Source organism: Sphingomonas phyllosphaerae (genome assembly GCF_036946485.1).
GTDB classification, from domain to species: Bacteria; Pseudomonadota; Alphaproteobacteria; order Sphingomonadales; family Sphingomonadaceae; genus Sphingomonas; species Sphingomonas phyllosphaerae_E.
This window is the reverse complement of sequence record NZ_JAQIJA010000005.1, coordinates 1,379,897-1,399,638: the sequence shown is the minus strand read 5'-3', so window position 1 is coordinate 1,399,638 and position 19,742 is coordinate 1,379,897. Positions and strand designations below refer to the sequence as shown.

Annotated in this window: 28 protein-coding genes and 1 riboswitch; of the genes, 5 read left to right on the top strand and 23 right to left on the bottom strand. The window is 71.3% G+C overall.

The annotated features are described in order from the left end of the window. Positions 1-36 precede the first annotated feature (36 nt). Positions 37-735 (top strand): DUF4163 domain-containing protein, encoded by a 699-nt coding sequence (locus PGN16_RS15215; RefSeq protein ID WP_335310358.1) that lies wholly within the window; start codon positions 37-39, stop codon positions 733-735. Positions 736-880: 145 nt separating this feature from the next. Here PGN16_RS15215 and PGN16_RS15210 read toward each other — a convergent pair whose 3' ends face one another. The 23 genes from PGN16_RS15210 to PGN16_RS15100 are packed head-to-tail and all read right to left on the bottom strand — an operon-like array spanning position 881 to position 15,436. Continuing rightward, positions 881-1,213: a hypothetical protein gene (locus PGN16_RS15210; protein ID WP_335310208.1), complete on the bottom strand. Its 333-nt coding sequence runs from the start codon at positions 1,211-1,213 to the stop codon at positions 881-883. Positions 1,214-1,217: 4 nt separating this feature from the next. Next, a complete protein-coding gene (locus tag PGN16_RS15205) occupies positions 1,218-1,769 on the bottom strand; it encodes a hypothetical protein (protein ID WP_335310207.1) in 552 nt (183 codons plus the stop codon). Between the two features lie 5 nt (positions 1,770-1,774). Continuing rightward, entirely contained in the window at positions 1,775-2,506 is a 732-nt protein-coding gene (locus PGN16_RS15200) for a sigma-70 family RNA polymerase sigma factor (RefSeq protein ID WP_335310206.1), read from the bottom strand. After that, complete coding sequence (gene fliP, locus PGN16_RS15195; protein ID WP_335310356.1) at positions 2,503-3,171, bottom strand: flagellar type III secretion system pore protein FliP; 669 nt, start codon at positions 3,169-3,171, stop codon at positions 2,503-2,505. The genes PGN16_RS15200 and fliP overlap by 4 nt, the downstream gene beginning before the upstream one ends. Further along, positions 3,171-3,497: a hypothetical protein gene (locus PGN16_RS15190; RefSeq protein WP_335310205.1), complete on the bottom strand. Its 327-nt coding sequence runs from the start codon at positions 3,495-3,497 to the stop codon at positions 3,171-3,173. The genes fliP and PGN16_RS15190 overlap by 1 nt, the downstream gene beginning before the upstream one ends. Beyond that, entirely contained in the window at positions 3,494-3,766 is a 273-nt protein-coding gene (locus PGN16_RS15185; protein ID WP_335310204.1) for a FliM/FliN family flagellar motor switch protein, read from the bottom strand. Before PGN16_RS15185 ends, PGN16_RS15190 begins: the two co-directional genes overlap by 4 nt. Next, positions 3,763-4,503 (bottom strand): FliM/FliN family flagellar motor C-terminal domain-containing protein, encoded by a 741-nt coding sequence (locus PGN16_RS15180; protein ID WP_335310203.1) that lies wholly within the window; start codon positions 4,501-4,503, stop codon positions 3,763-3,765. The genes PGN16_RS15185 and PGN16_RS15180 overlap by 4 nt, the downstream gene beginning before the upstream one ends. A 2-nt stretch (positions 4,504-4,505) precedes the next feature. Then, positions 4,506-5,693, bottom strand: a complete 1,188-nt coding sequence (locus tag PGN16_RS15175; RefSeq protein ID WP_335310202.1) for a flagellar hook protein FlgE — start codon at positions 5,691-5,693, stop codon at positions 4,506-4,508. 14 nt (positions 5,694-5,707) lie between these two features. Continuing rightward, positions 5,708-6,142: a flagellar hook assembly protein FlgD gene (locus PGN16_RS15170; RefSeq protein ID WP_335310201.1), complete on the bottom strand. Its 435-nt coding sequence runs from the start codon at positions 6,140-6,142 to the stop codon at positions 5,708-5,710. Next, a complete protein-coding gene (locus PGN16_RS15165) occupies positions 6,142-6,885 on the bottom strand; it encodes a hypothetical protein (RefSeq protein WP_335310200.1) in 744 nt (247 codons plus the stop codon). The genes PGN16_RS15170 and PGN16_RS15165 overlap by 1 nt, the downstream gene beginning before the upstream one ends. Next, entirely contained in the window at positions 6,885-7,331 is a 447-nt protein-coding gene (locus tag PGN16_RS15160; RefSeq protein ID WP_335310199.1) for a hypothetical protein, read from the bottom strand. Before PGN16_RS15160 ends, PGN16_RS15165 begins: the two co-directional genes overlap by 1 nt. Then, positions 7,328-8,620: a FliI/YscN family ATPase gene (locus tag PGN16_RS15155; protein WP_335310198.1), complete on the bottom strand. Its 1,293-nt coding sequence runs from the start codon at positions 8,618-8,620 to the stop codon at positions 7,328-7,330. The genes PGN16_RS15160 and PGN16_RS15155 overlap by 4 nt, the downstream gene beginning before the upstream one ends. Next, positions 8,617-9,267 carry a hypothetical protein gene (locus PGN16_RS15150; protein WP_335310197.1) on the bottom strand — a complete coding sequence of 217 codons (651 nt, stop codon included), beginning with the start codon at positions 9,265-9,267 and terminating at the stop codon, positions 8,617-8,619. Before PGN16_RS15150 ends, PGN16_RS15155 begins: the two co-directional genes overlap by 4 nt. Beyond that, the gene (locus tag PGN16_RS15145) at positions 9,264-9,596 is read right to left on the bottom strand and encodes a hypothetical protein (protein ID WP_335310196.1); all 333 of its coding nucleotides are present in this window, start codon (positions 9,594-9,596) and stop codon (positions 9,264-9,266) included. The genes PGN16_RS15150 and PGN16_RS15145 overlap by 4 nt, the downstream gene beginning before the upstream one ends. After that, positions 9,583-10,776, bottom strand: coding sequence for a flagellar basal-body MS-ring/collar protein FliF (fliF, locus tag PGN16_RS15140; RefSeq protein ID WP_335310195.1), 1,194 nt, complete (start codon positions 10,774-10,776; stop codon positions 9,583-9,585). Before fliF ends, PGN16_RS15145 begins: the two co-directional genes overlap by 14 nt. Beyond that, positions 10,773-11,084, bottom strand: coding sequence for a flagellar hook-basal body complex protein FliE (locus PGN16_RS15135; RefSeq protein WP_335310194.1), 312 nt, complete (start codon positions 11,082-11,084; stop codon positions 10,773-10,775). The genes fliF and PGN16_RS15135 overlap by 4 nt, the downstream gene beginning before the upstream one ends. After that, on the bottom strand, positions 11,084-11,503 hold the full coding sequence (gene flgC / locus PGN16_RS15130) for a flagellar basal body rod protein FlgC (protein WP_028967831.1): 420 nt from the start codon (positions 11,501-11,503) through the stop codon (positions 11,084-11,086). Before flgC ends, PGN16_RS15135 begins: the two co-directional genes overlap by 1 nt. After that, positions 11,503-11,847: a flagellar basal body rod protein FlgB gene (locus tag PGN16_RS15125; RefSeq protein ID WP_335310193.1), complete on the bottom strand. Its 345-nt coding sequence runs from the start codon at positions 11,845-11,847 to the stop codon at positions 11,503-11,505. Before PGN16_RS15125 ends, flgC begins: the two co-directional genes overlap by 1 nt. A 13-nt stretch (positions 11,848-11,860) precedes the next feature. Then, complete coding sequence (locus tag PGN16_RS15120; protein WP_335310192.1) at positions 11,861-12,982, bottom strand: flagellar basal body P-ring protein FlgI; 1,122 nt, start codon at positions 12,980-12,982, stop codon at positions 11,861-11,863. A 3-nt stretch (positions 12,983-12,985) separates the two neighbouring features. Next, the gene (locus PGN16_RS15115; protein WP_335310191.1) at positions 12,986-13,537 is read right to left on the bottom strand and encodes a flagellar basal body L-ring protein FlgH; all 552 of its coding nucleotides are present in this window, start codon (positions 13,535-13,537) and stop codon (positions 12,986-12,988) included. Further along, positions 13,534-13,968, bottom strand: coding sequence for a flagella basal body P-ring formation protein FlgA (locus PGN16_RS15110; protein ID WP_335310190.1), 435 nt, complete (start codon positions 13,966-13,968; stop codon positions 13,534-13,536). Before PGN16_RS15110 ends, PGN16_RS15115 begins: the two co-directional genes overlap by 4 nt. Continuing rightward, the gene (locus PGN16_RS15105; RefSeq protein ID WP_335310189.1) at positions 13,965-14,741 is read right to left on the bottom strand and encodes a flagellar hook-basal body protein; all 777 of its coding nucleotides are present in this window, start codon (positions 14,739-14,741) and stop codon (positions 13,965-13,967) included. The genes PGN16_RS15110 and PGN16_RS15105 overlap by 4 nt, the downstream gene beginning before the upstream one ends. Continuing rightward, a complete protein-coding gene (locus PGN16_RS15100) occupies positions 14,738-15,436 on the bottom strand; it encodes a flagellar hook-basal body protein (protein ID WP_335310188.1) in 699 nt (232 codons plus the stop codon). Before PGN16_RS15100 ends, PGN16_RS15105 begins: the two co-directional genes overlap by 4 nt. A gap of 325 nt (positions 15,437-15,761) precedes the next feature. Between PGN16_RS15100 and msrB the strand changes: the two genes are divergently transcribed. The 4 genes from msrB (at position 15,762) to PGN16_RS15080 (ending at position 19,742) form a co-directional block, all read left to right on the top strand. Beyond that, positions 15,762-16,211, top strand: a complete 450-nt coding sequence (gene msrB / locus PGN16_RS15095) for a peptide-methionine (R)-S-oxide reductase MsrB (RefSeq protein ID WP_335310187.1) — start codon at positions 15,762-15,764, stop codon at positions 16,209-16,211. Positions 16,212-16,266: 55 nt separating this feature from the next. Continuing rightward, complete coding sequence (locus PGN16_RS15090; protein ID WP_335310186.1) at positions 16,267-16,671, top strand: hypothetical protein; 405 nt, start codon at positions 16,267-16,269, stop codon at positions 16,669-16,671. A 22-nt stretch (positions 16,672-16,693) separates the two neighbouring features. Continuing rightward, on the top strand, positions 16,694-17,299 hold the full coding sequence (cobO, locus tag PGN16_RS15085; RefSeq protein WP_335310185.1) for a cob(I)yrinic acid a,c-diamide adenosyltransferase: 606 nt from the start codon (positions 16,694-16,696) through the stop codon (positions 17,297-17,299). 146 nt (positions 17,300-17,445) lie between these two features. Then, positions 17,446-17,634: riboswitch (cobalamin riboswitch) on the top strand. Between the two features lie 164 nt (positions 17,635-17,798). Then, positions 17,799-19,742: a TonB-dependent receptor plug domain-containing protein gene (locus PGN16_RS15080; RefSeq protein ID WP_335310184.1), complete on the top strand. Its 1,944-nt coding sequence runs from the start codon at positions 17,799-17,801 to the stop codon at positions 19,740-19,742.

The following is a 19,742-nucleotide window of genomic DNA, read 5'->3' as shown; positions in this document are numbered from 1 at the left end:
GGCACGGCTTTGGCGAGGGATGTCATGCGGCGGGTGATGGGGTTGATCTTGCTGGTATCGGCGGTCCCCGCCACGGCGCAGACAAAGGTCGCGGTAAAGACCGCCGCGCTCGATTTCTCGTACATCTACCCCGCCGCCGCCGCGCGGATCGCGCCCTTGCGCCGCTGGCTGGAGGAGGACCGGGCGTGGCTGCGGACGCGCACCGCGAAGATGGCGGCGGCCAGTCGCCGCGACGCGCTCAAGGATGGCTATCCGTTCCGTCAGGACAGTGCGAACCGCGAGTGGAAGGTCGTCACCGAGACGCCGCGGCTGCTGAGCCTGTCCGGCGAAACCTATCGCTTCACCGGCGGCGCGCATGGCAACACCGCGCTGGAACCGCTGGTGTGGGACAAGGCGAAAGCACGGCTGGTCGATCCGCGCGCGATGTTCGACTCGCCGGCCGCGATGCAGCGGGTGCTCGGGCCAGGCTGGTGCGCGTGGCTGAAGGGCGAGCGGCACCGGCGGCTGGGGAGCGATCCGGGCAGCGACGACATCTTCCCCTGCCCGCCGATCTCCGACCTGATCGTGCTGCTCGGCTCGACCGACCGCCGCGCGATCGACCGCATCGGGCTGGTCGCCGGGCAATATGTCGCCGGGTCGTATGCCGAGGGAATGTACGAGATGACGGTGCCGGTCACCCCGGCGCTGCTGGCGATCGTGCGCCCCGAATGGCGCTCGGCATTCGCCACTCGATAACGTCGCCCCGGCGCAGGCATGGGCCTATGTCTGTGTCGTGCCGCGGATCATCTGACACGATAACGACGGCTTATGTGTCCGCCTGACCGACACATTCGACAGACATGGGCCCCTGCCTTCGCAGGGGCGACGGTGGGGACTAAGCCTACCGCGCGCGCAGTTCCTCCACCGCGCGGTCGAGCACCGCGCGCGCCTCGTCCGATCCCTCGACGATCCGCAAGACCTCCGCGCTCATCGCATCGAAGGCCGGATCGGCGGCCAGCGCCTCGCCCAGCCGCTCGCCCAGCAGGCCGCGCACCACCGCACGGCGAAAATCGCGGTCGGGCAGGTCGCGGATCGTTGCCAGCGCTTCCATCCGCTCCTGCGGCGACGCGGCGCGCTCCCCCACTTGCGCCGTGCCGCGTGTCGGCGCGCGCTCGCTGCGCCGCAACCGCTCGCGCAGGATCAGCAGGACGCGGTCGGTGATCCCGATCGGCATCACGTCAATGCACCCGCGCGCTGCCGAACTGCCCGAGCAGCAGGCTGGTCGCGGAACTGGCCTCCTCCGGTGCCGCGGCGGGGGCGGGAATGTCGGTCACGCGATCGACGATCAACTGGATGTCGCGGTTGAGCGGCGGGTTCTCGACATTGGCCGCCATCCCGCGCCGCAGCTCCGCCACGGCGGCCACGAACTCGTCGCGGATCAGGTACGTCAGCCCGCCGACGAAGATCCGCAGATAATGCTCCTCCGGCAAGAGCGCGAGCGGCCCCCAGGTCGACAACGCTTCCGCCGCCTCGCCCGAGGTCAACTGGAAGAAGCCCAATTGAAACCGCGCGATCGCGAAATCCGGGGCGAGCGCCACCGCCTGCTTCAACGACGCCAAAGCCTCGATCGGCCGCCCGATCCCGGCCAGCACCGACCCGCGCAGGAAGTGCAGCCGCGGATCGTCGGGTGCCTCGGCCAGGGCGCGGTCGACGATCGCCAGATCGGCATCGTCTGACGCCGCCACCGCATCGACCACTTCCTGCATCCGCGCATCGCTCAGCAACGTCATTCCCTTCATCCTTGATGGTGCCGCAACCAGCGCCGCAGCCGCTCGACCGCGCTGCGATGCAATTGCGAGACGCGTCCGCGGCTCAGCCGCAACAGCTCGGCGATATGCGCGAAGCTCATGCCGGTCTGATAATGCTGGCGGATCACGGTCTGCTCGCCCTGCGGCAGCCGGTCCAGCGCCGCCGTCAACGCCGCCTGCGTCTGCCGCCAAGCCAGCCCTTCATAGGCGCCGGGCCGCGCATCGGCCTCATCCTCGGCCGCCAGCATCCCGGTCCCCTCCAGCATCAACCCGATCGCCAGATCGACGACCAGATCGGCGAGCGTGGTCAGCGCATCGCCCCCGCCGTCGATCTTCAGCGTCCGCAGCCGTTCCTGCTGCATCCGGTAGCGGCGGCTCACTTGCGCCTCGATCTCGGTCATCCGTGTCGCGCCGTCGGCGACATTGCCCGCGATCCGCGGCCGCGCATAGGCCCCGAACGGCACGCCCTGCAGCGGATCGAAGCGGTCGATCGCCTGCAACAGTCCCTCATAGGCGAGTTGCTCCAGATCGCCGCGCTCCACCGCGCGCCGCCGCCGGAAATGCCGCGCCGCCACCGAGCGCGCGAGCAGCACGTAGCGGTTGAACAACGTCTCGCGCGATCCGACGTCCGCCTCAAACCGTGCGCGCCGCCACAGCGACGCCTCCGCGCGCTGCGGATCGAGCACTACGTCCAGCCCGGTCGCGCGCCGCCGCTTCACCTGAAGCTGCCGAGCACGCCCTGGATGACGAGGCTCCATCCGTCGATCAGCACGAACATCAACAGCTTGATCGGCAGCGAGATCGTCGCCGGGGGCACCATCATCATCCCCAGCGCCAGCAGGATCGCCGAGATGACCAGATCGATCAGCAGGAACGGCAGCAGGATGACGAAGCCGATCGTGAACGACACGCGCAGCTCGTTCATGATGAACGCGGGCGCGAGTTTCAGCAGCTCGACCTGTTCGGGCCGCGCCGGCACCGGCACATGCGCGACGGCATAGATCGCGGCGATGTCGCTGTCGCGCGTTTGCGCCAGCATGAAGTCGCGCAACGGTGCCGATCCGCGCACATAGGCGTCGCGCAGGTCGATCTGCCGCGCCAGAAACGGCTGCACCGCACGATCGTTGAGCGCGGTCAGCGTCGGCGTCATCGAGAAGGCGGTGAGGAACAAGGCGAGGCTGACCAGCACCGGATTGGGCGGCGTCTCGGGCATCCCGAACGCATGACGCACCATCGACAGCGTGATGACGATCCGCACGAAGCTGGTCATGCTGATCAGCACCGCCGGCAGGATCGCCAGCATCGTCAGCATGATCGTCGTGCGCATCACGTCCGACGTGCCCGCCGGCATGTCGACCGCCGTCGCTACCGCCATCGCCAGCATCACGCGCCCGATCCCTCGACGTCGCGCTCGCGCAGAACGGATGCCGCGCCCGCCTGCACCAGCACCAGATATTCGCGCCCGGCGTGCCGCACGACGCCGATGTCGGCGTGCAGCGTCAGCCGGCGGACCTCACCGATCTCGATCGCGCCACGCGCCTCGCCAAGCCGCCGCCATGCGAGCGGCGCACCGCGTTGTCGCAGCAACAGGATCGCCAGCGCCGCGACGGCGATGCACAGCAGGAACGCCAGCACGATCCGCCCGAGCGGGATGTCGGGCGCACCACCGCCGCCCAGCCGCGTCGCAGCGCTGGCTGCCGCCGCGATCACGGCGCGATCTCGGTCAGCCGCACGCCGAACCGGTCGCCGACCGCCACCAGCTCGCCGCACGCCACCGCCGCGCCGTTCAGCCGCAGCTCGACGGCGCGGTTGAGCGGGGCCTCCAGCGCCACCACCGCCTCGGGGACGAGCGCCGCCAGCTCGGCGATGGTCATCCGCGCCGCGCCGACGAACGCCTCCAGCTCGACCTCGACATGGTCGATCATCCGCGCGGCCAGCGTCCGCGCCACGGCATCATGAGTTTCGGTCGGTGCGGTCACAGGGCCTCTCGATCGACAAGGGTCAGGGTCAGATGATCGTCATGCTCGACGATCGCGCAGCGCAGCGGACCGGCGACGCCGTCGACCGCCAGCGGCGCGGCGGCGTCGAGCGCGCGGTCGAGCACCACGACATCGCCATCCGCCAGTTGCGCCAGCTCCACGGTGGTCAGCCGCGATCGACCGACGAGCGCCGCGACGTCGATGCGCTGCGACGCCAGCGCATCGGCGAGCGGCACGAGCGGGACGGCCGCGGCCTGGGGCAACGCGGCACACGCACGCCGGACGATCCATGCCTCTTCGACCGCGACATGCAGCGCCGCCGCCCGTCCGACATCGACGCGCCATTGCCAGCGCCGCGCGGGTTCGACGTCACCCGCCCACGCCGCCCCGCTCCCGATCGCCTTCGCCAATCGCGCGCGAAGGTCGCCGAGACACGCCGCGACCACCGACGCGATCGCGGTCCGATCGCCCGTGGTCGCGTCCGGCGGAATCGCGCCGAACACCAAATCGCCGAGGACCTCGTCCATCTCCGCGCCGATCGTCAGCACGAGTCCCTCGCTCGCCCACGACGTCCCGGCCACCGGCATCTCCACCGGCCCGCTGGCGGGGCGCACCTTCGGCGACGCGCCGACGAACCACGCCGCCGCCCATTCCGCGACCACGCGCCGCACCGGCACGTCGTCGACCGCCCGCGCGATCGCCGCCGCCGGCAACCAGGGCTCCCAGGCCGTCGCCATCGTCAACCCTGCCCGCGGATGCCGAACAATTGCTGGATCATCTCGTTCGACACGCTGATGATCTGCGACGACGCCTGAAAGCCGCGCTGGACCAGGATCAGGTCGGAGAATTCGAGCGTCAGGTCGACGTTCGACGCTTCCAGCCGCCGCGACTGGATCGTCCCGACGCGCGGATCGCCGCTGGCCAGCACCTCGCGCGTCGCATCGGCGTTCGCGCTGAACAGACCGCCGGCCCGCTGCTGCAAGTCGGCGCTGTTGCGGAAGTCGACGATCGCGACCTTGCCCAGCGCCTGCTTTTGCGCATTGGAGTAACCGATCTCGATCTCGCCCGCGGCGTTGATGCCCAGCGTCGTGTAGGTCCCGGTCTCATAGCCGTCCGATGCGGCGACCCGCAGCGTCGACACCGATCCGCCGGCAAACGACGTGACCCCGCTAGGGAAATCGAAGCTCACCGTCGCGCCCGAGCCCGCGTCGGTAAAGTCGAGCTTCGCGGTCGCCGGATCGACGATGCCGCCGTTGAACGTCAGCGTCTTGGTATCGATCGTCGCGCCCTTGTCGTCGGTCACCTTGACCGACCAGTTGCGCGCCGTGCCGGTGCCGCTCGTCTCGCGCGTGAAGGTCGCGGTCCACACATGCTTGCCGCCGCTGGCGTCGTAGACCGCGATGTCGCCGATCGCGAGCGGCTTGGCGGTGTCGAGATCGGCGGACAGATTGTCCGCGAACGTCACCTTGCCCGTCGCCTTCGGCGCGCTGGTGCGCGACAGATCGACCGACACCGGCCTGGCGAGCCCCGAGGCATCGCGCGTCGCGAGCTGATATTCGGTGCCCGACAGCACGATCCGCCCCTGCCGGTCGACCTCGAAGCTGCCGGTGCGCGTATAGGCGACCTCGTCACCGCGCAGCAGCATCAGCAAGCCATTGCCCTGGATCGCCAGATCAAGGTCGCGGTCGGTCTGCTTCAGCTCGCCCTGCTTGAAGTCGAGCCGGCTCGCCGCGCCGCGCACCCCGCTGCCGCCCGCGGTGCTGGTGCCGTCGCGCGACCCGCCGCTCGCCCCCAGCACGTTCTCGAAGGAGACGGTCGAGCCCTTGAACCCTTGCGCGTTCAGGTTGGCGACGTTGTTGCTGATCTGCTGAAGCCCGCGCGAATAGGCGGCAAGCCCGCTGAGGCCGATATAGATCGAGCCGAACATCGATTGTTTCCCTTCTACCGGATCTGCGAGACGCTGCCGAGCGCCAGCCCGGCGATCGTGCGCTTGTCGTCGGTCTCGATCGTCAGCTTCGGTTCGCCCGATGCCAGCGCCACCGCGGTCACCTTGCCGCTCACCGTCGCGCCGTCCGCCAGCAGGTCGATCGTCCGCCCGAACAGCCCGGCCGCCTGCATCGTCGCCTGCGCCGCGACCAGGGAGGCGAGCCGGTCATTGCCGGTCTGCCCGATCTGGATCTGCGAGAATTGCGCGAGCTGCGAGACGAACTGGAAATTGTCCATCGGCTTCAGCGGGTCTTGATAGGTGAGCTGCGTCAGGATGATCTTCAGCAGCGAATCGAAGCCGAGCCCGAACGCGTTGGTCGCCGCCGCCTGCGTGGTCCCGCTGCTCGCGCCACTGGTGCCGACCGGCGTGGTCGCGGAAATCGCCTGCATCATCTCTCCCCCAGTTGTCGCCCGCCGCCGACCCGGCGCACGAACCGCATGTCGCCGAGCGTCAGCCCGTGTCGCGCGAGCAGCCGCCGCACCGCCTGCTGCACCCCCGCCTCCTCCTCGCGCGCGACATCGCCGGCGATCGCGACGGTGACGCCGTTCTCGGCCTCGGTCAGCGTGACCTGCACGGCAGGCGTGGCCGGCTCGCGCGTTCGCCGCACGGTGGCGGCCGGCTCGGACGCGATTGCGGCGAAGCGCAGCGGTTGGGCCGTCACCATCGGCGTCGCCATGCCCGTGCGCGCTACCGGCACGCTATGCGTCGCAGAGGTCACCGGCATGGTCGGAAGCGTGGCCGCGGCATGATCCTCCCGCACCGTCGCGCTCGGGATCGGTGACGAAGGTAGCGCCGCATAGATCGCAAGAGCAGCGACCGTCGCGACCGCGGGCGCGACCGCCGGGGGCGGGGCGACCTGTACGGCATCCGCCGTCTCCAGCACCTCGACGTTCGCTCCCCCGGCTGCCGGCACCGTTCCCGTCTCCAGCAAGCCCTCCGCATCGAACCGCTGCGCCGCCGCGCGCATCGTGCCGTTCGAGAACGGTCGCTCCGCATCGTCGGTCAGCCCGTCATCCGGCCCGGCGCTTGCCAGCCAGTCGGCGAACGATCGCCCGTCCGCCACCGCGCCGTCGACCGGCGGCACGGCCGCCGCCATGCGCCCGGCCGCGACCATGTTCTGATCGACCCGCATCATCCCCGCCTCCGGTGCAGCAGCCGCGTCAACATCAGATCGGCCACCGCCTCTTCCTGCGCCCGCGTCTCCTGTTGCCGCAGCCGCCGCGCCATTGCGTCAGCGGCACGCCGCCGCCCCTCGGCCGCACGCCAGCCGTCCGTCGCGCGTGACAGCGCCGCCTGCGCGCGCGCCACGTCGTCCCCGCGCGCTGCCACCCGCTCCTCGGCCGTCAGCAGCGCCGCCGCCAGCACCATGTCGCGCTGCGAATCGAAGCAGCCGCCTGCCCGCGCCCGATACCAATCCGCCGCGCCAGCCTGCGCCGTCGCCGCCGCCTGCGTCACCGCCGCTTCTGCGTCGGCCACTGCCTGTCCCGCGGCGGCATGGTCGCGCACCGCCAGATCGCACGCGACCGCCTGCAACCGCTGCACCGCGCGCAGGCGGTGGCGCTGCCCCCGCGCCGTCATGCCGCCCCCGCCTTGACCGCCTGCATCGTCGCCGCGAACGCCACCACTTCATCGGCACCTTGCCGCAGGAACCCCGCCAGCCGCTCGCGCGCCGCCACGGCGCGGTCGATGCGCGCGTTCGATCCGGCGCGATACACGCCCGTCTCGATCATCAGCCGGTTTTCCTCGTGATCGGCGAGCAGCGCGACGATCGTCCGCATCGCCGCCGCATGATCGGGCGCCACCAGCCTTGCCGCCTGCCGGCTGACGCTGCGCGTCACGTCGATCGCCGGGAAATGCCCCTGATCGGCCAGCGCGCGCGACAGGATGATGTGCCCGTCGAGCAGCGACTTCATCACCTCGACGATCGGATCATCGACCTCGTCGGTTTCGGCCAGCACCGTCATGATCGCAGTGATCGCGCCCTGCCCGCGCACCGCGCCGCAGCGTTCCACCACCTGTGGCAAGGCCGCGAAGACGTTCGGGGTATAGGCGCGCACGGTAGGCGGCTCACCCGCCGCCAGCCCGATCTCGCGCAGCGCCATCGCCAGCCGCGTGACCGAGTCGATGAACAGCAGCACATGCTCGCCGCGCCCGCGCCAGTAATCGGCCAGCGCCAACGCCTGCTCGACCGCCCGCGCCCGCATCACCGGGCTCTCGTCCGAGGTCGCCGCGACCAACGTGAACCGCGCGCGCCGGGCGGCGGTCATCTCCCACAGCCCCGACACCTCGCGCCCGCGCTCGCCGACCAGGCAGAGGATGCAGCGGTCGCACTCGATCTGCCGCGCGAGTTGTTCGACCAGGCTGGTCTTGCCCACGCCGCTCGCCGCGAACACGCCGACGCGCTGCCCGAAGCCCAGTGTCAGCAATCCGTCGATCGCGCGGATGCCGGTGACGAGCACCTGCGAAGGATTGATCCGGTCGAGCGCCGCCGGGCCGCTCCCCGTCGTGCGAGCCGCGGCGGCGATCGCGCCGCCCCCGTCGATCGGCCGCCCCAGGGCATCGACCGCGCGCCCGGCGAACCCGTCACCGACCGGCCATCCACCCTGGCCGAGCGCCGCCGTCACCCGTGCGCCCAGCCGCAATGCCCCTGCGCTCTCCAGCGGCACCAACGTGATGCCGTCGTCGCGCGCCGCCACCACCTCGGCAACCACCGCCCGCCCACGCCCGGCATCGACCGTGCAGAGCGTGCCCAGCGCCACCTCCGGCCCATCGGCATGGAGATGCCCGGCGCCGACGGCATCGACGCGCCCGAACGCCACCACGCTGCGCACGTCCGCCAGCCGGTCGAGGAACGCGTGCTGCGTCATGCCGCCCCCCCGAGTTCGCGAAGCGCAGCCTCGAACGCCGCCCATTGCCGCGCGGGATCGATCTCGACCCGCCCCAGCCGTAGCGCGATCCGGCACGCCCCCGCCGGCAGCGCGGCGTCGCGCGTCACGGTCGCGGCGGGCAGCGCGACCGCCGCGGCGAGCGCCGCGTCGTCGGCGAAGTCGCCTGCGCTGACCGTCACCGCCACGATCGCGTGCGCGCCGATCTTCACGACCTGCTCCGCCAGCGCGCGCATGACCGGCTCCGCCCAATCGTCGCAGGCGCCGAACATTCGCGACAGCACCAGTGCCGCCAATTGCGCCGCCAGCCGGTCGGTAGCATCCAGCCGCTCGCGCCACGCTGCCTCCGCCGCTGCAATTCCCTCCGTGAGCAGCTGCAGGCGCCGCTGTTCGTCGGCGACCGCCTCGCTCCGGCCGGCGCGTCGCGCCTCGGCGATCGCCTCCCGCGCCGCCGTCGCCGCGCGCTCCGCGGCGAGCCGCTCGGCCGCCAGCAGTGCCTCGAGCGCCGCGACGCGCTCCTCCAGGGCCACCACCGATGGATCGCGCGCCGCCACCCGCTCCACCACCGCACCGCGCGGCAGGCGGTCCACCGCCAGCCCGGCGAGTTCGTGTTTGATCAGCCCGCTCATCGCCCATGCCCCGCCGCAAAGGCGCTACCCGCCGCCTGCAACAGCGATCGCCCCGCCGTCCGCTCGCCCTGCGCGACGCGCCCGGTCGCCGCCAGCAGCGCCGCCCGCGCCGCGGCGGTCATGCCGTCCTCGGCCCTGTCCGCCGCGGCGATCAGCGCGGTCATCCACACCGAGTGAGGCCCTGCGGGCTCGGGCAGATCGTCCCGCAACGCCGCCCGCACGCGCTCGCGCTCGGACTCGTCGAGCGCCGCGAGGATCGCCTCCCGATCGCTGCGCGGCAGCGCCGCCAGTTCCTTCACGAGCGCGCCCAGCATCTCAGGCCGCCGCATCGCCGGGGGCCAGCGCGGCCCGCACCCGCGCGACCATCGCCGCGCGCTCGCCATCGCTCAACCGTCGCGCCCGACGCCGCCGCACCACCGCCATACCGCCCCCCAGCACCAGCAGCGCACCGAACGCGATGCCGACCGGCGTCCAGTCGATCGACGCCCGGGCCGGCGCGTTCGCGTCGGGAGCGGGCGCGGCCACGGTCCCCGCCGCCGCTGCCACCACCGGTGAAGGCCCGACGCCGACGCGGAACACCAGTTCGTCTCCGGCGGTCTCGTCCAGCGCCACCGCGCGCGCGATCGTCTCGCGCGCGACGGCGGCATCCTCGCCATTCAGCGGTGCCGGAGTCGCGACGATCACGCGCAGCCGGAAATTGCGTCGCGCCTCGCCCTCGCTCCATCCCGCCGCGCCGTCGCCCAGCGCCGCGACCGTGACGTCGGCTTCGACTCCCGGCAGCGCCTGCGTCAGCGCCGCGCGCACCCGCGCCCGGTAATAACCGCGCACGCTGCGCTGCTCCTCCGCCTCGGGCGAGAGATCGGGCGCATCGGTGGCGCTCGCGCTCAGCACGCGCCCGCTGCCGTCCAGCACCACCACATCCCCCGCGGTCAGATCCGGCACCGCAAAGGCGACGAGCTGCTGCACCCCGGCCACGCGGGTCGCGTCGAAGCTGCGCCCGGGCTTGATGACCAGTTCCACCGCCGCCTTGGCGTTGCGACGTTCGGCGCGAAAGATCGTGCGCTCGGGCACCGCCAGATGCACGCGCGCGCTCTCCACCTCCGCGATCAGCATGATCGAGCGTTCCAGCTCGCCCTGCAACGCGCGCTGATAGTTGATGCGCTGCGCGAAGTCGGTCAGCCCCATGTCGGACTTGTTGAACAGCTCGAACCCGACCCCGCCCTTCAGCGCGACATCCGATCCCGCCACCGCCACCCGCGCGCCATCGGCCTGATCCTCGCGCACCAGCACGCTGGTGCCGCCGTCCGCCAGCCGATAGGCGATGTCCTTGGCATCGAGCTGCGCGACCACCGCCGCGACGTCGCCGGGGCGAAGCTGTGTGAACACCGGCACGTACCCGACGCACAGGAACAGGAAATAGCCGATCGCCAGCGCGCCGAAGAGCAGCGCGAACAGGATCGCGATCACCCTTGGCGAGGGTCGCCGCGCGGGGGCGGGATCGTCGCTCACAACTGCATCGTCATCAGTTCGCGATAGCCGTCGAGCAATCGCCCGCGCACCTGCATCGCCAGTTCGACCGATAGCCGCGCCTCCGCCAGCGCGAAGGTCACCTGATGCACCGGCACGCCGTCCTCCAGCGTGAAGCGCCGCACCAGATCATCCGCCGCCGCCACCTTGCTCTCCACCCCGCGCATCCCCGCGGCGAGCAGGTCGGCGAACCCCGGCCCGCCCGGCGCCGCCACCGGCGGCTGGGTGCCCAGCGTCGTCAGCACCGGCGGCGTCGCCAGCACGCCCTCGATCGCTCCCACCGGCGCCATCATGCCCGCCCCAGTTCGAGCGCGCGGGCATACATCTGCCGCTCGATCGACAGCGCGGCGAGGTTCGCCTCATAGGCACGCGACGCTCGGATCAGCAGCGTCATCTCGCCCGCCTGATCGATCGCGGGCAGGTCGACGAAGCCATCCACCCCCGCCGCCGGATCGGTCGGATCATACACCCGCCGCCGCGCGCCCGGCACGGCCTCGACCCCCAGCACCTTCACGCCCCGCGCCCCGCCCGACCGCGCCAGCGCGTTGGCGAAGGTCGCGTCCGGCCCGGAGATCACGCGCATCGCGCGATACGGCGCGCCGGACGCGGTGCGGCTGGTGTTCATGTTCGCCAGGTTCTGCGCGATGATCTGGAGCCGCTGCCATTCGACATCCAGCCCGGAACGGCTGATCGCCATCGCCTCGCTCATCACCGGCCTCCGGCGATCGCGGTGCGCGCGATGTCCAGTTCGCGCGCCATGATCTCGACCATCGCCGAATAGCGCCCGGCGGTCGCCGCTGCGGTATCGAGGTCGAGGTCGGTGCGCGGCTCGTCGGCGAAGCGCGCCACCGCCGCCGCCTCGATACGCGGCGTCACTGCGGCGATCGCCGCCGGCCCGTGCGCCGCCGCACTGCGCAGGCTATCCTCGAACGTCACCCGCGAGGCGCGAAAGCCGGGCGATCCCGCATTGGCGATGTTCGCCGCGGTCACGTCCATCCGCATCGCCAGCCCGTCGAGCGATTTGGCGAGCAACGCCGCCGAGATCGGTTCCACCGCTTCGTCTCCCCTATTGCACCAGGATGGCGGCGTGCAGCGCCCCGCCCGCCTTGATCGCCTGCAACACGCTGATGATGCCGCGCGTATCGACCCGCGCGCGCGACAGCCCCTGCACCAGATCGGCGACCGTGGTGTTCGGGAAGCTGACGACGGTGTCATGCGCGCGGTCCTCCACGGTCAGCTTGCTGTTGGTCACCACCAGGCTGCCGACATTGTCGAAATCGCTGGCGAAGCCGTTCAGGAAGCCGGGCTGCGACGCGCTGCGCTCGCCGGTGATCGTCACCTTCAGGTCGCCCTGCGCGATCACCACGCTGCTGATCCGCACGTCGCCGCCCGCCACGATCGTGCCGGTGCGTTCGTTGATGACGACGCGCGGGATACGCACTGGCTCGACCGCCACCTGCTCCAGCCGCGCCATGAAGCCGGCGAACTGCGCGCGGTCGCCGTGGAAGGCGATCCGCACCTCGTCGGCGTTGCGCACGCTGGCCACTCCGCCGCCCAGCCGGTCGTTGACCGCCGCCGCGATCCGCGTCGCGCCCTCGAAACTCGGCTCGCTCAGCACGAAGCCGACGCTGCCGTCGCTCCCCAGCAATTGCGCGTCGACCGCGGTCTCGACGGTTGCGCCGCCCTCCAGGATCGCGGTCGTCGGGAAATTGCGCTGCGTGCGGTTCAGGTCGTTCTTGAAGTCGTATCCGCCCGCCAGCACCGGTCCCTGCGCCAGCGCATAGGTCCGCTGGTCCGGCCCCAGCAGCGGCGTCATCAACAGCGTACCCCCCGCCAGACTGCGCGCATCGCCGACCGACGACACCGCGATCGTCAACCGGTCACCGACATTGGCGGAGGCGGGCAACGTCGCGGTGACGATCACCACCGCGACGTTGCGGCTGTTGATCTCCTCGTCGGCGACGGTGGTGTCCAGCCGCTGGAGCACGTTGCGCAAGGTCTGCCGCGTCACCGCGTTGCGCCGCGTGTCGCCCGATCCCGCCAGTCCGGTGACGAGGCCATAGCCGATCAGCGCATTGTCGCGCCAACCATGGAACCGGCCCAGCCCGCTCAGCGGCACCGGCGTCGCCGACGCGGGGGCCGCCGTCACCAGCAGCGCCGCCAGTGCGAGAGGAACGATCCGCGCCATCGCTCAGGCGAGCCCCAGCCAGCGGAACAGCCGCTGCACAGGTCCCGGCTTCGCGCTCCCCGCGACGAAGCCCTTGCCGTCGTACAGGATCCGCGCATCCGCGATCCGGGACGACAGCACGCGATTGTCGCCGCGCACGTCTTCGGGCCGCACCCGCCCCTCGATCCCGATCGTCGACGCCTCGCCGTTCAGCCGCATCGCCTGCCGCCCCGCGACCCACAGGTCACCGTTGGCCAGCACGCGCTGCACGCTGACCGTGATCTGCGCGACCAGCCGGTCGCTGCGCGTCACCGCGCCGCCGCCGCTATGCCCGCCGCCGAATTGCAGCGCGCCGCGCTCGTCGACCCCGCCACCCGCGATCTGCCCTCCAAGCTGCGTGCTCCGCTTCGAGTCACTGCGCGTCGCATTGCTGGATTCCGCCGTCTCGTAGACGAGCACGGTCAGCAGATCGCCCGCGACGCTCGCCTTGCGATCGCTGCCCATCGCCGACCAATTGCCGGGGCGATAGATGTCCTCCGCCAGCGGCGCGGCAAGCAGGCACAGGATCGCGATCATCGCGCTTCACTCTGCACCGGCGCGGCGAACACCCGCCCCGCGCCGTCACGCACGAAGACCCGCCCGCCGGCCCGCGCCGGCTGGAGCGCGGTGACGCGGCGCTCCACCGTCACCACGCCGTTGCGCGCGACAAGCGTCAGCGCCTCGCCCGCCGTCACCGCCGGCCGTTCAGGCACGAACGACGGCGCAGGAACCCGCGCCGCGATCGTCCGCCGAAAGCGCGTCGCCTGCACCGACTGCGCCGACACGCCCGGCACCGCACGACGCATCAGTGCCGCCAGCGCCGCCCCGCTCAGCACGATTTCGCTTCGTCCGGCGGGCAGCCGCGCGATCGCCACCGCCCCCGCCGCCCCGCGCACCTCGGGCCGCACGTCGCGCACCCGGATCGTCGCATCGGGCAGGCGCACCGCCACCGGCGTCACGTCGATCACGACCGGCGCAGCCCGTTGGCGATCGCCATCAACTGGTCGGCCGCCTGCACGATCTGCGCATTGGCGGCATAGGCGCGCTGAACGAGCATCAACTGCACCATCTCGCTCGACATCTCGACGTTCGAACGTTCGACCGAGCCCTGCACCAACGTGCCCGTCCCGTCCTCGCCCGGCGCGGCGGCGCGCAGCCGGCCCTCGTCTTCGACCCGGTACAGCCCGCCGTCGAGCGCGCCGAGCGCCCCGATGTCCTCGGGCGTCACCAGCATGATCTGCCCGACCTCGACCGGCGCGGCGTCGGTGCCGGTCACCGCGCGCACCATCCCGTCACCGCCGATCGTCAGGCGGCCCGCGTCCTGCGGCACGGTGATCGCGGCCTTCAGCGGATAGCCGCTCGCCGCCGCCGCCAGCATCCCGTCCTCGCCGATCTTCAGCGCGCCGCCGCGCCACAACAACGTCTGCCCGCCCGGCCCCATCAGCTCGATGAAGCCGCGCCCCTGCACCGCCACGTCCATGTCGTGCCCGGTCGCCTGCAGATCGCCGCCCTCGTCGATCGCCGCCGCCGCCTGCGCCATCACCCCGGCCGCCGCGAACGGATCGGTCAGCGTTGCGCTCGGCACGTCCGGGTCGCCGCGCGTCGCGATGATCGAGGCGAAGCGCACATCGGCGCGCTTGAATGCCGGCGTATTGGCATTGGCGATGTTGTTCGAGATCACGTCGAGCGCGCGCTCCTGCGCCTTCAGCCCGACCGCGCCGACGTAGAAGGCGTCGCTCATCGCGCGGCCTGCCCGAAGGCGGTGATCGCCTTGCCCAGCAATTCGTCATAGACCTGGATCAGCCGCGCGCCCGTTTCGGCGCTGCGCATCGCGCCCATTATCCCGACCATCTCGTCGCCCAGCGAGACGTTCGACGCCTCCAGCGCGCCCGCGCGCACCAGCGGCGTGTCGATCGTCTCGGCCGCTCCCTCCGCGATCGCGAAGACGCCGCCGTCGATCGCGACCAGATCGGCGGCCGCGCGCTGCCTGACGACCGCGACGCGCCCGATCGGCCGCGTCCCGTCCAGCACCGTCCCGTCGGCGGATACCGTCGCCGCGCGGGCGTCGATCGTCAGGTCGCCGCCACCGCGCTGTTGCAGGACGTAACCTTGCGGGCTGACCAGATGCCCGTCGCGGTCCAGCGTGAACGCACCTTGGCGCGAATAGACGATCCGCTCGTCCGCGCGCAGCGCGAAGAAGCCGTCGCCGCTGATCGCCAGATCGAACGGGCGTGCCGTCTCGGTCAGCTTGCCGTCGCGCAGGTCGACGCGCATCCGCGCCAGCGTGGCGTCGAACAGCTCGCTCATTGCCGCGCTGCTGCGCACCTGCCGCTTGTAGCCCGGCGTCGATACGTTCGCCACGTTCTGCGCGGCATTGTCGATCCGCTGCGATGACATGCGCATCATCGCCGCGGCAGCGTCCACCAGCCCTGACATGCCCCCGGCTCCCCCGATTTCGAGCCTTAGGGGACCGGATCGCCGCCCGCCGGTCAACGCGACGACGCCGCAGGAATGGCGGCGATTGCCGCGCCGATCGCCGGAAATGGGGCAGCGCGGGGCTGGCCTTCCCGCCCGGGCCATGCTCGCGCGCATCGCGCCGCACCCAGCACCCGCCGGCAGCGGGCGAGGCCGCCTTCGGTCGATGGGTCCGTTTCCGATCCACTCGGCCGTAAACCGATCGGAATCGGCGCCCCGTGAAACCGACGCCCCGGCTTCTTACTTATGCGACGATCCCCCGCTCCGCCGCTGTAAAGGAACGAGCATGACCGAATATACCAAGACCGAAGAGGCACTGGCGAAGCTGACGCCGGAGCAATTCTACGTGACGCAGCAGAGCGGCACCGAACGCCCCGGCACCGGCGAATATCTCGGCAACAAGCGCGCCGGCATCTATGTCGACATCGTCTCCGGCGAGCCGCTGTTCGCCTCGACCGACAAATATGAGTCGCATTGCGGCTGGCCGAGCTTCACGCGCCCGATCGACGCCGCGCGCGTCACCGAACTGCACGACGCCACGCACGGCATGGTCCGCACCGAGGTGCGCTCGGCGGGGGCCGACAGCCACCTCGGCCATGTCTTCGAGGACGGGCCGCGCGATCGCGGCGGCCTGCGCTATTGCATCAACTCCGCCGCGCTGCGCTTCGTGCCGCGCGAGGAAATGGAGGCGGAAGGGTATGGCGCCTATCTCGATCAGGTCGAGGACGTGCGCTGACTTGACCTGATCGACGCGCGGCGCTTTGACGCCGCGCTTTCGATGAGGGCCCTCGATGAACGACTGGGAAGAGCGCGCGGCACGCCGCGCCGAGGAGCGCGAGCGGCGCGCGCAGGAGCGGGTCGCCAGCGCGCTCGCCCGCACCGAACAGCGCGCGGTCGACCGCGAGGCGGCGTCGCGGCAGCGCGAGGAAGCGCGCACCGCCCGCCGTGTCGAAGAGGAACAGCGCCGCGCCACGCTCGCCGAGGAACGCGGCGCGCGCCCGCGCCGTCGTCAGAGCACCGGCGCGCTCGCCCGCACCGGCGAGCAACGCACCGAGCGCGACACCCGTCACTATGCCACCGACAAGGACCCGTCGCGCATCCGCACGCTCGCCGCGCGCGGCGCGACGCCCGAGGCGCTGGCGGCGGTGTTCGGCGTGTCGGTCGCCGAGATCGCGGCGGTGCTGGCCGAGGCGTGATCTTGCCGCTACCCAGCGGCGCATGACCGACGATCGCGACGCCCGCCATAACGACAAGATGCGCCGCGTGCAGGCCGCGCGCCGTGTGATGATGGAGGGCAAGACCGTCGAGAAGGGCCTGCTGATCGTCCACACCGGCGCGGGCAAGGGCAAGTCGACCGCCGCCTTCGGCATGGCGGTGCGCGCGATGGGGCACGGGATGAAGGTCGGCGTCGTCCAGTTCGTGAAGGGCGCGATGACCACCGGCGAGAAGGCGATCTTCGACGCCTTCCCCGAGCTGATCGAGTTCCGCACGATGGGCGATGGCTTCACCTGGGACACGCAGGACCGCGCTGCCGACGTGGCGAGTGCCCGCGCGGCGTGGGACGAGGTGCAGCGGATGCTCGCCGACCCCGACATCGCGATGGTGATCGCCGACGAGCTGAACATCGTGCTGCGCTACGATTATCTGCCGGTCGACGAGGTGGTGGCGGTGGCGACCGCGCGCGCACCGATGAAGCATCTGGTCGTCACCGGCCGCAACGCCCCCGACGCGCTGATCGCGGCCGCCGATCTGGTCACCGAGATGACGCAGGTCAAACACCCTTTCCGCGCCGGCGTGAAGGCGCAGGCGGGCGTGGAGTTCTGACCTGCCGTCGCCCCGGCGTTGAGCCGGGGCCCCGCTTCTTCTTGTACGACTGGTCGAAAGCGGGACCCCGGATCAAGGCTCTCCTGAGCTTGCCGAAGGGTCCGGGGCGACGATGGGGCCGATTGACCCACGCCCCGCCCCCGGCTAGGGCGCGCGCCGCGACAGGTTCCCCCTGACCGGGGATCAAAAGGGAACGGGTGAACCCCGGCTGCCCCTGCAACTGTAAGCGGCGAGCCCGCGCGCCTCACGCCATTGGCCTTTCACCGGGCTGAGAAGGCGGCGCGCATCGGCGATGACCCGTGAGCCAGGAGACCTGCCTGTTCGTGATCGTCCTTCGCTCGGCCAGGGTGCGCCGAACGGACGGGAAGGCCGCACGGCGCAACGCCAGCGGACGGACCCAGCGTGACGATAATCGCCGCCGTGGGCGGTCGACGCCGCGAGGAAGCTCGCGCGCGGCGGCACGCCTTCGGCTTCACGTCGTCACAAGGGGTTACCGTCAATGTTCCATCGTCTCGCCGCCCTTCCGCTGCTGCTCTGCTCCACCGCCGCGCTCGCGCAGGAAGCGCCGCGCCCCGACGCCGCCGCGCCCGACACCGGCGCCGACATCGTCGTCGCCGCCAACCGCGCGCCGGTCGAGGCCGATCGCGTCACCGCCTCGGTCACCGTGCTCGACAAGACCGCGATCGACCGCGCGCAGGACCTGTCGGTCGCCGACCTGCTGCTGCGCACCCCCGGCGTCTCGCTGTCGCGCAACGGCGGCTATGGCACCAGCACCTCGCTGCGCATCCGTGGCGCCGAGTCGGACCAGACCGTCGTCGTCATCGACGGGGTGAAGATCAACGACCCGTCCTCGCCCGGCGGCGGCTATAATTTCGCCAACCTGCTGATCGGCGACGCGGCACGGATCGAGGTGCTGCGCGGGCCGCAGTCGATCCTGTGGGGCAGCCAGGCGATCGGCGGCGTCGTCAACATCGTCACGCCGCTGCCGACCGCCGCGCTCGAAGGCAGCATCGACCTCGAGGGCGGCTCGCGCGAGACGGTAAGCGCACGCGCCGCGCTCGGCGGCACCACCGGCCCGCTCGCGTGGCGCGTCGGCGCGCAGACCTTCACCACCGACGGCATCTCCGCGCTCAAGGCCGGCATCGAGCGTGACGGCTACACCAACCAGAACGTGCAAGGCCGCGCGGTGCTGACGATCGCGCCCGGCATCAGCGCCGACCTGCGCGGCTCCTACGCCAACGGCCGCAACGACTTCGACGGCTTCAGCGGCGACACTCCCGAATATGGCCTGACCCGCGAATTCGTCGGCTATGCCGGCCTCAACATCGACCTGTTCGACGCGCGGCTCCGCAATCGCTTCGGCTATGGCTATACCGACACCGACCGCGACAATTACAACCCCGACCAGGTCGAGCAGACGCAGACCTTCGCCGCGCTCGGCCGCAACCACCGCCTCGAATATCAGGGCACGCTCGCGGTGACCAAGGGCGTCGACGCGGTGTTCGGCGTCGAAAATGAGGTCAGCCGCTTCAGCACCGCCTCCTCGGACTTCGTGCCGCCATACGCGCTCGGCACCCCCGCGCGCGGCCGCGCCGAGCTGACCAGCTTCTACGGCCAGCTCAACGTCTCGCCGCTCGACGGGCTGACCCTGAACGGCGGCGTGCGTCATGACGATCACAGCCGCTTCGGCACGCAGACGCTGTTCGCGGGCGGCGCCAACTGGGTGCTGCCGACCGGCACCGTGCTGCGCGCCAGCTACAGCGAGGGCTTCAAGGCCCCGACCCTGTACCAGCTGTTTTCGGAATACGGCAATCAGGCGCTCAACCCCGAGCGTGCCAAGGGCTGGGAAGCCGGCGCCGAGCAGCGCTTCATGGACGGGCGCTTCGCGCTCGGCGGCACCTATTTCGAGCGCCGCAGCCGCGACCAGATCGTCTACACCGGCTGCAACCCAGGCAATACCGATCCGCTCTGCCTCGTGCCGGGGTCGACTACCGAGCAGCGTTTCGGTTATTACCAGAATGTCGCGCGCGCCTTCGCCCGCGGCGTCGAGGCGGTCGCGCGCGCGCAGATCGGCGAGCACCTCAGCCTCGACGGCAATTACAGCTGGGTGCTGTCGGAGGACCGCTCGCCGGGCCGCACCTTCGGCAACTGGCTGCCGCGCCGCCCGCGCGACACCGCCAACGTCTCGGCGACCTATACGTTCGCCGAGGCCGGCTCGCTCGGCGTCGCGGCGCGCTTCGCGGGCAAGTCGTTCGATAACGCCAGCAACGCCACGCGGCTCGATGGCTATACGCTGGTCGACCTGCGCGGCGAGCTGCCGCTGTCGTCGACCGTCCGGCTCTTCGCGCGCGTCGAGAATCTGTTCGACGAGCGCTACGAGACGATCGCCCGCTACGGCACGCTCGGCCGCAGCGTCTACGCCGGCCTGCGCGGGCGTTTCTGA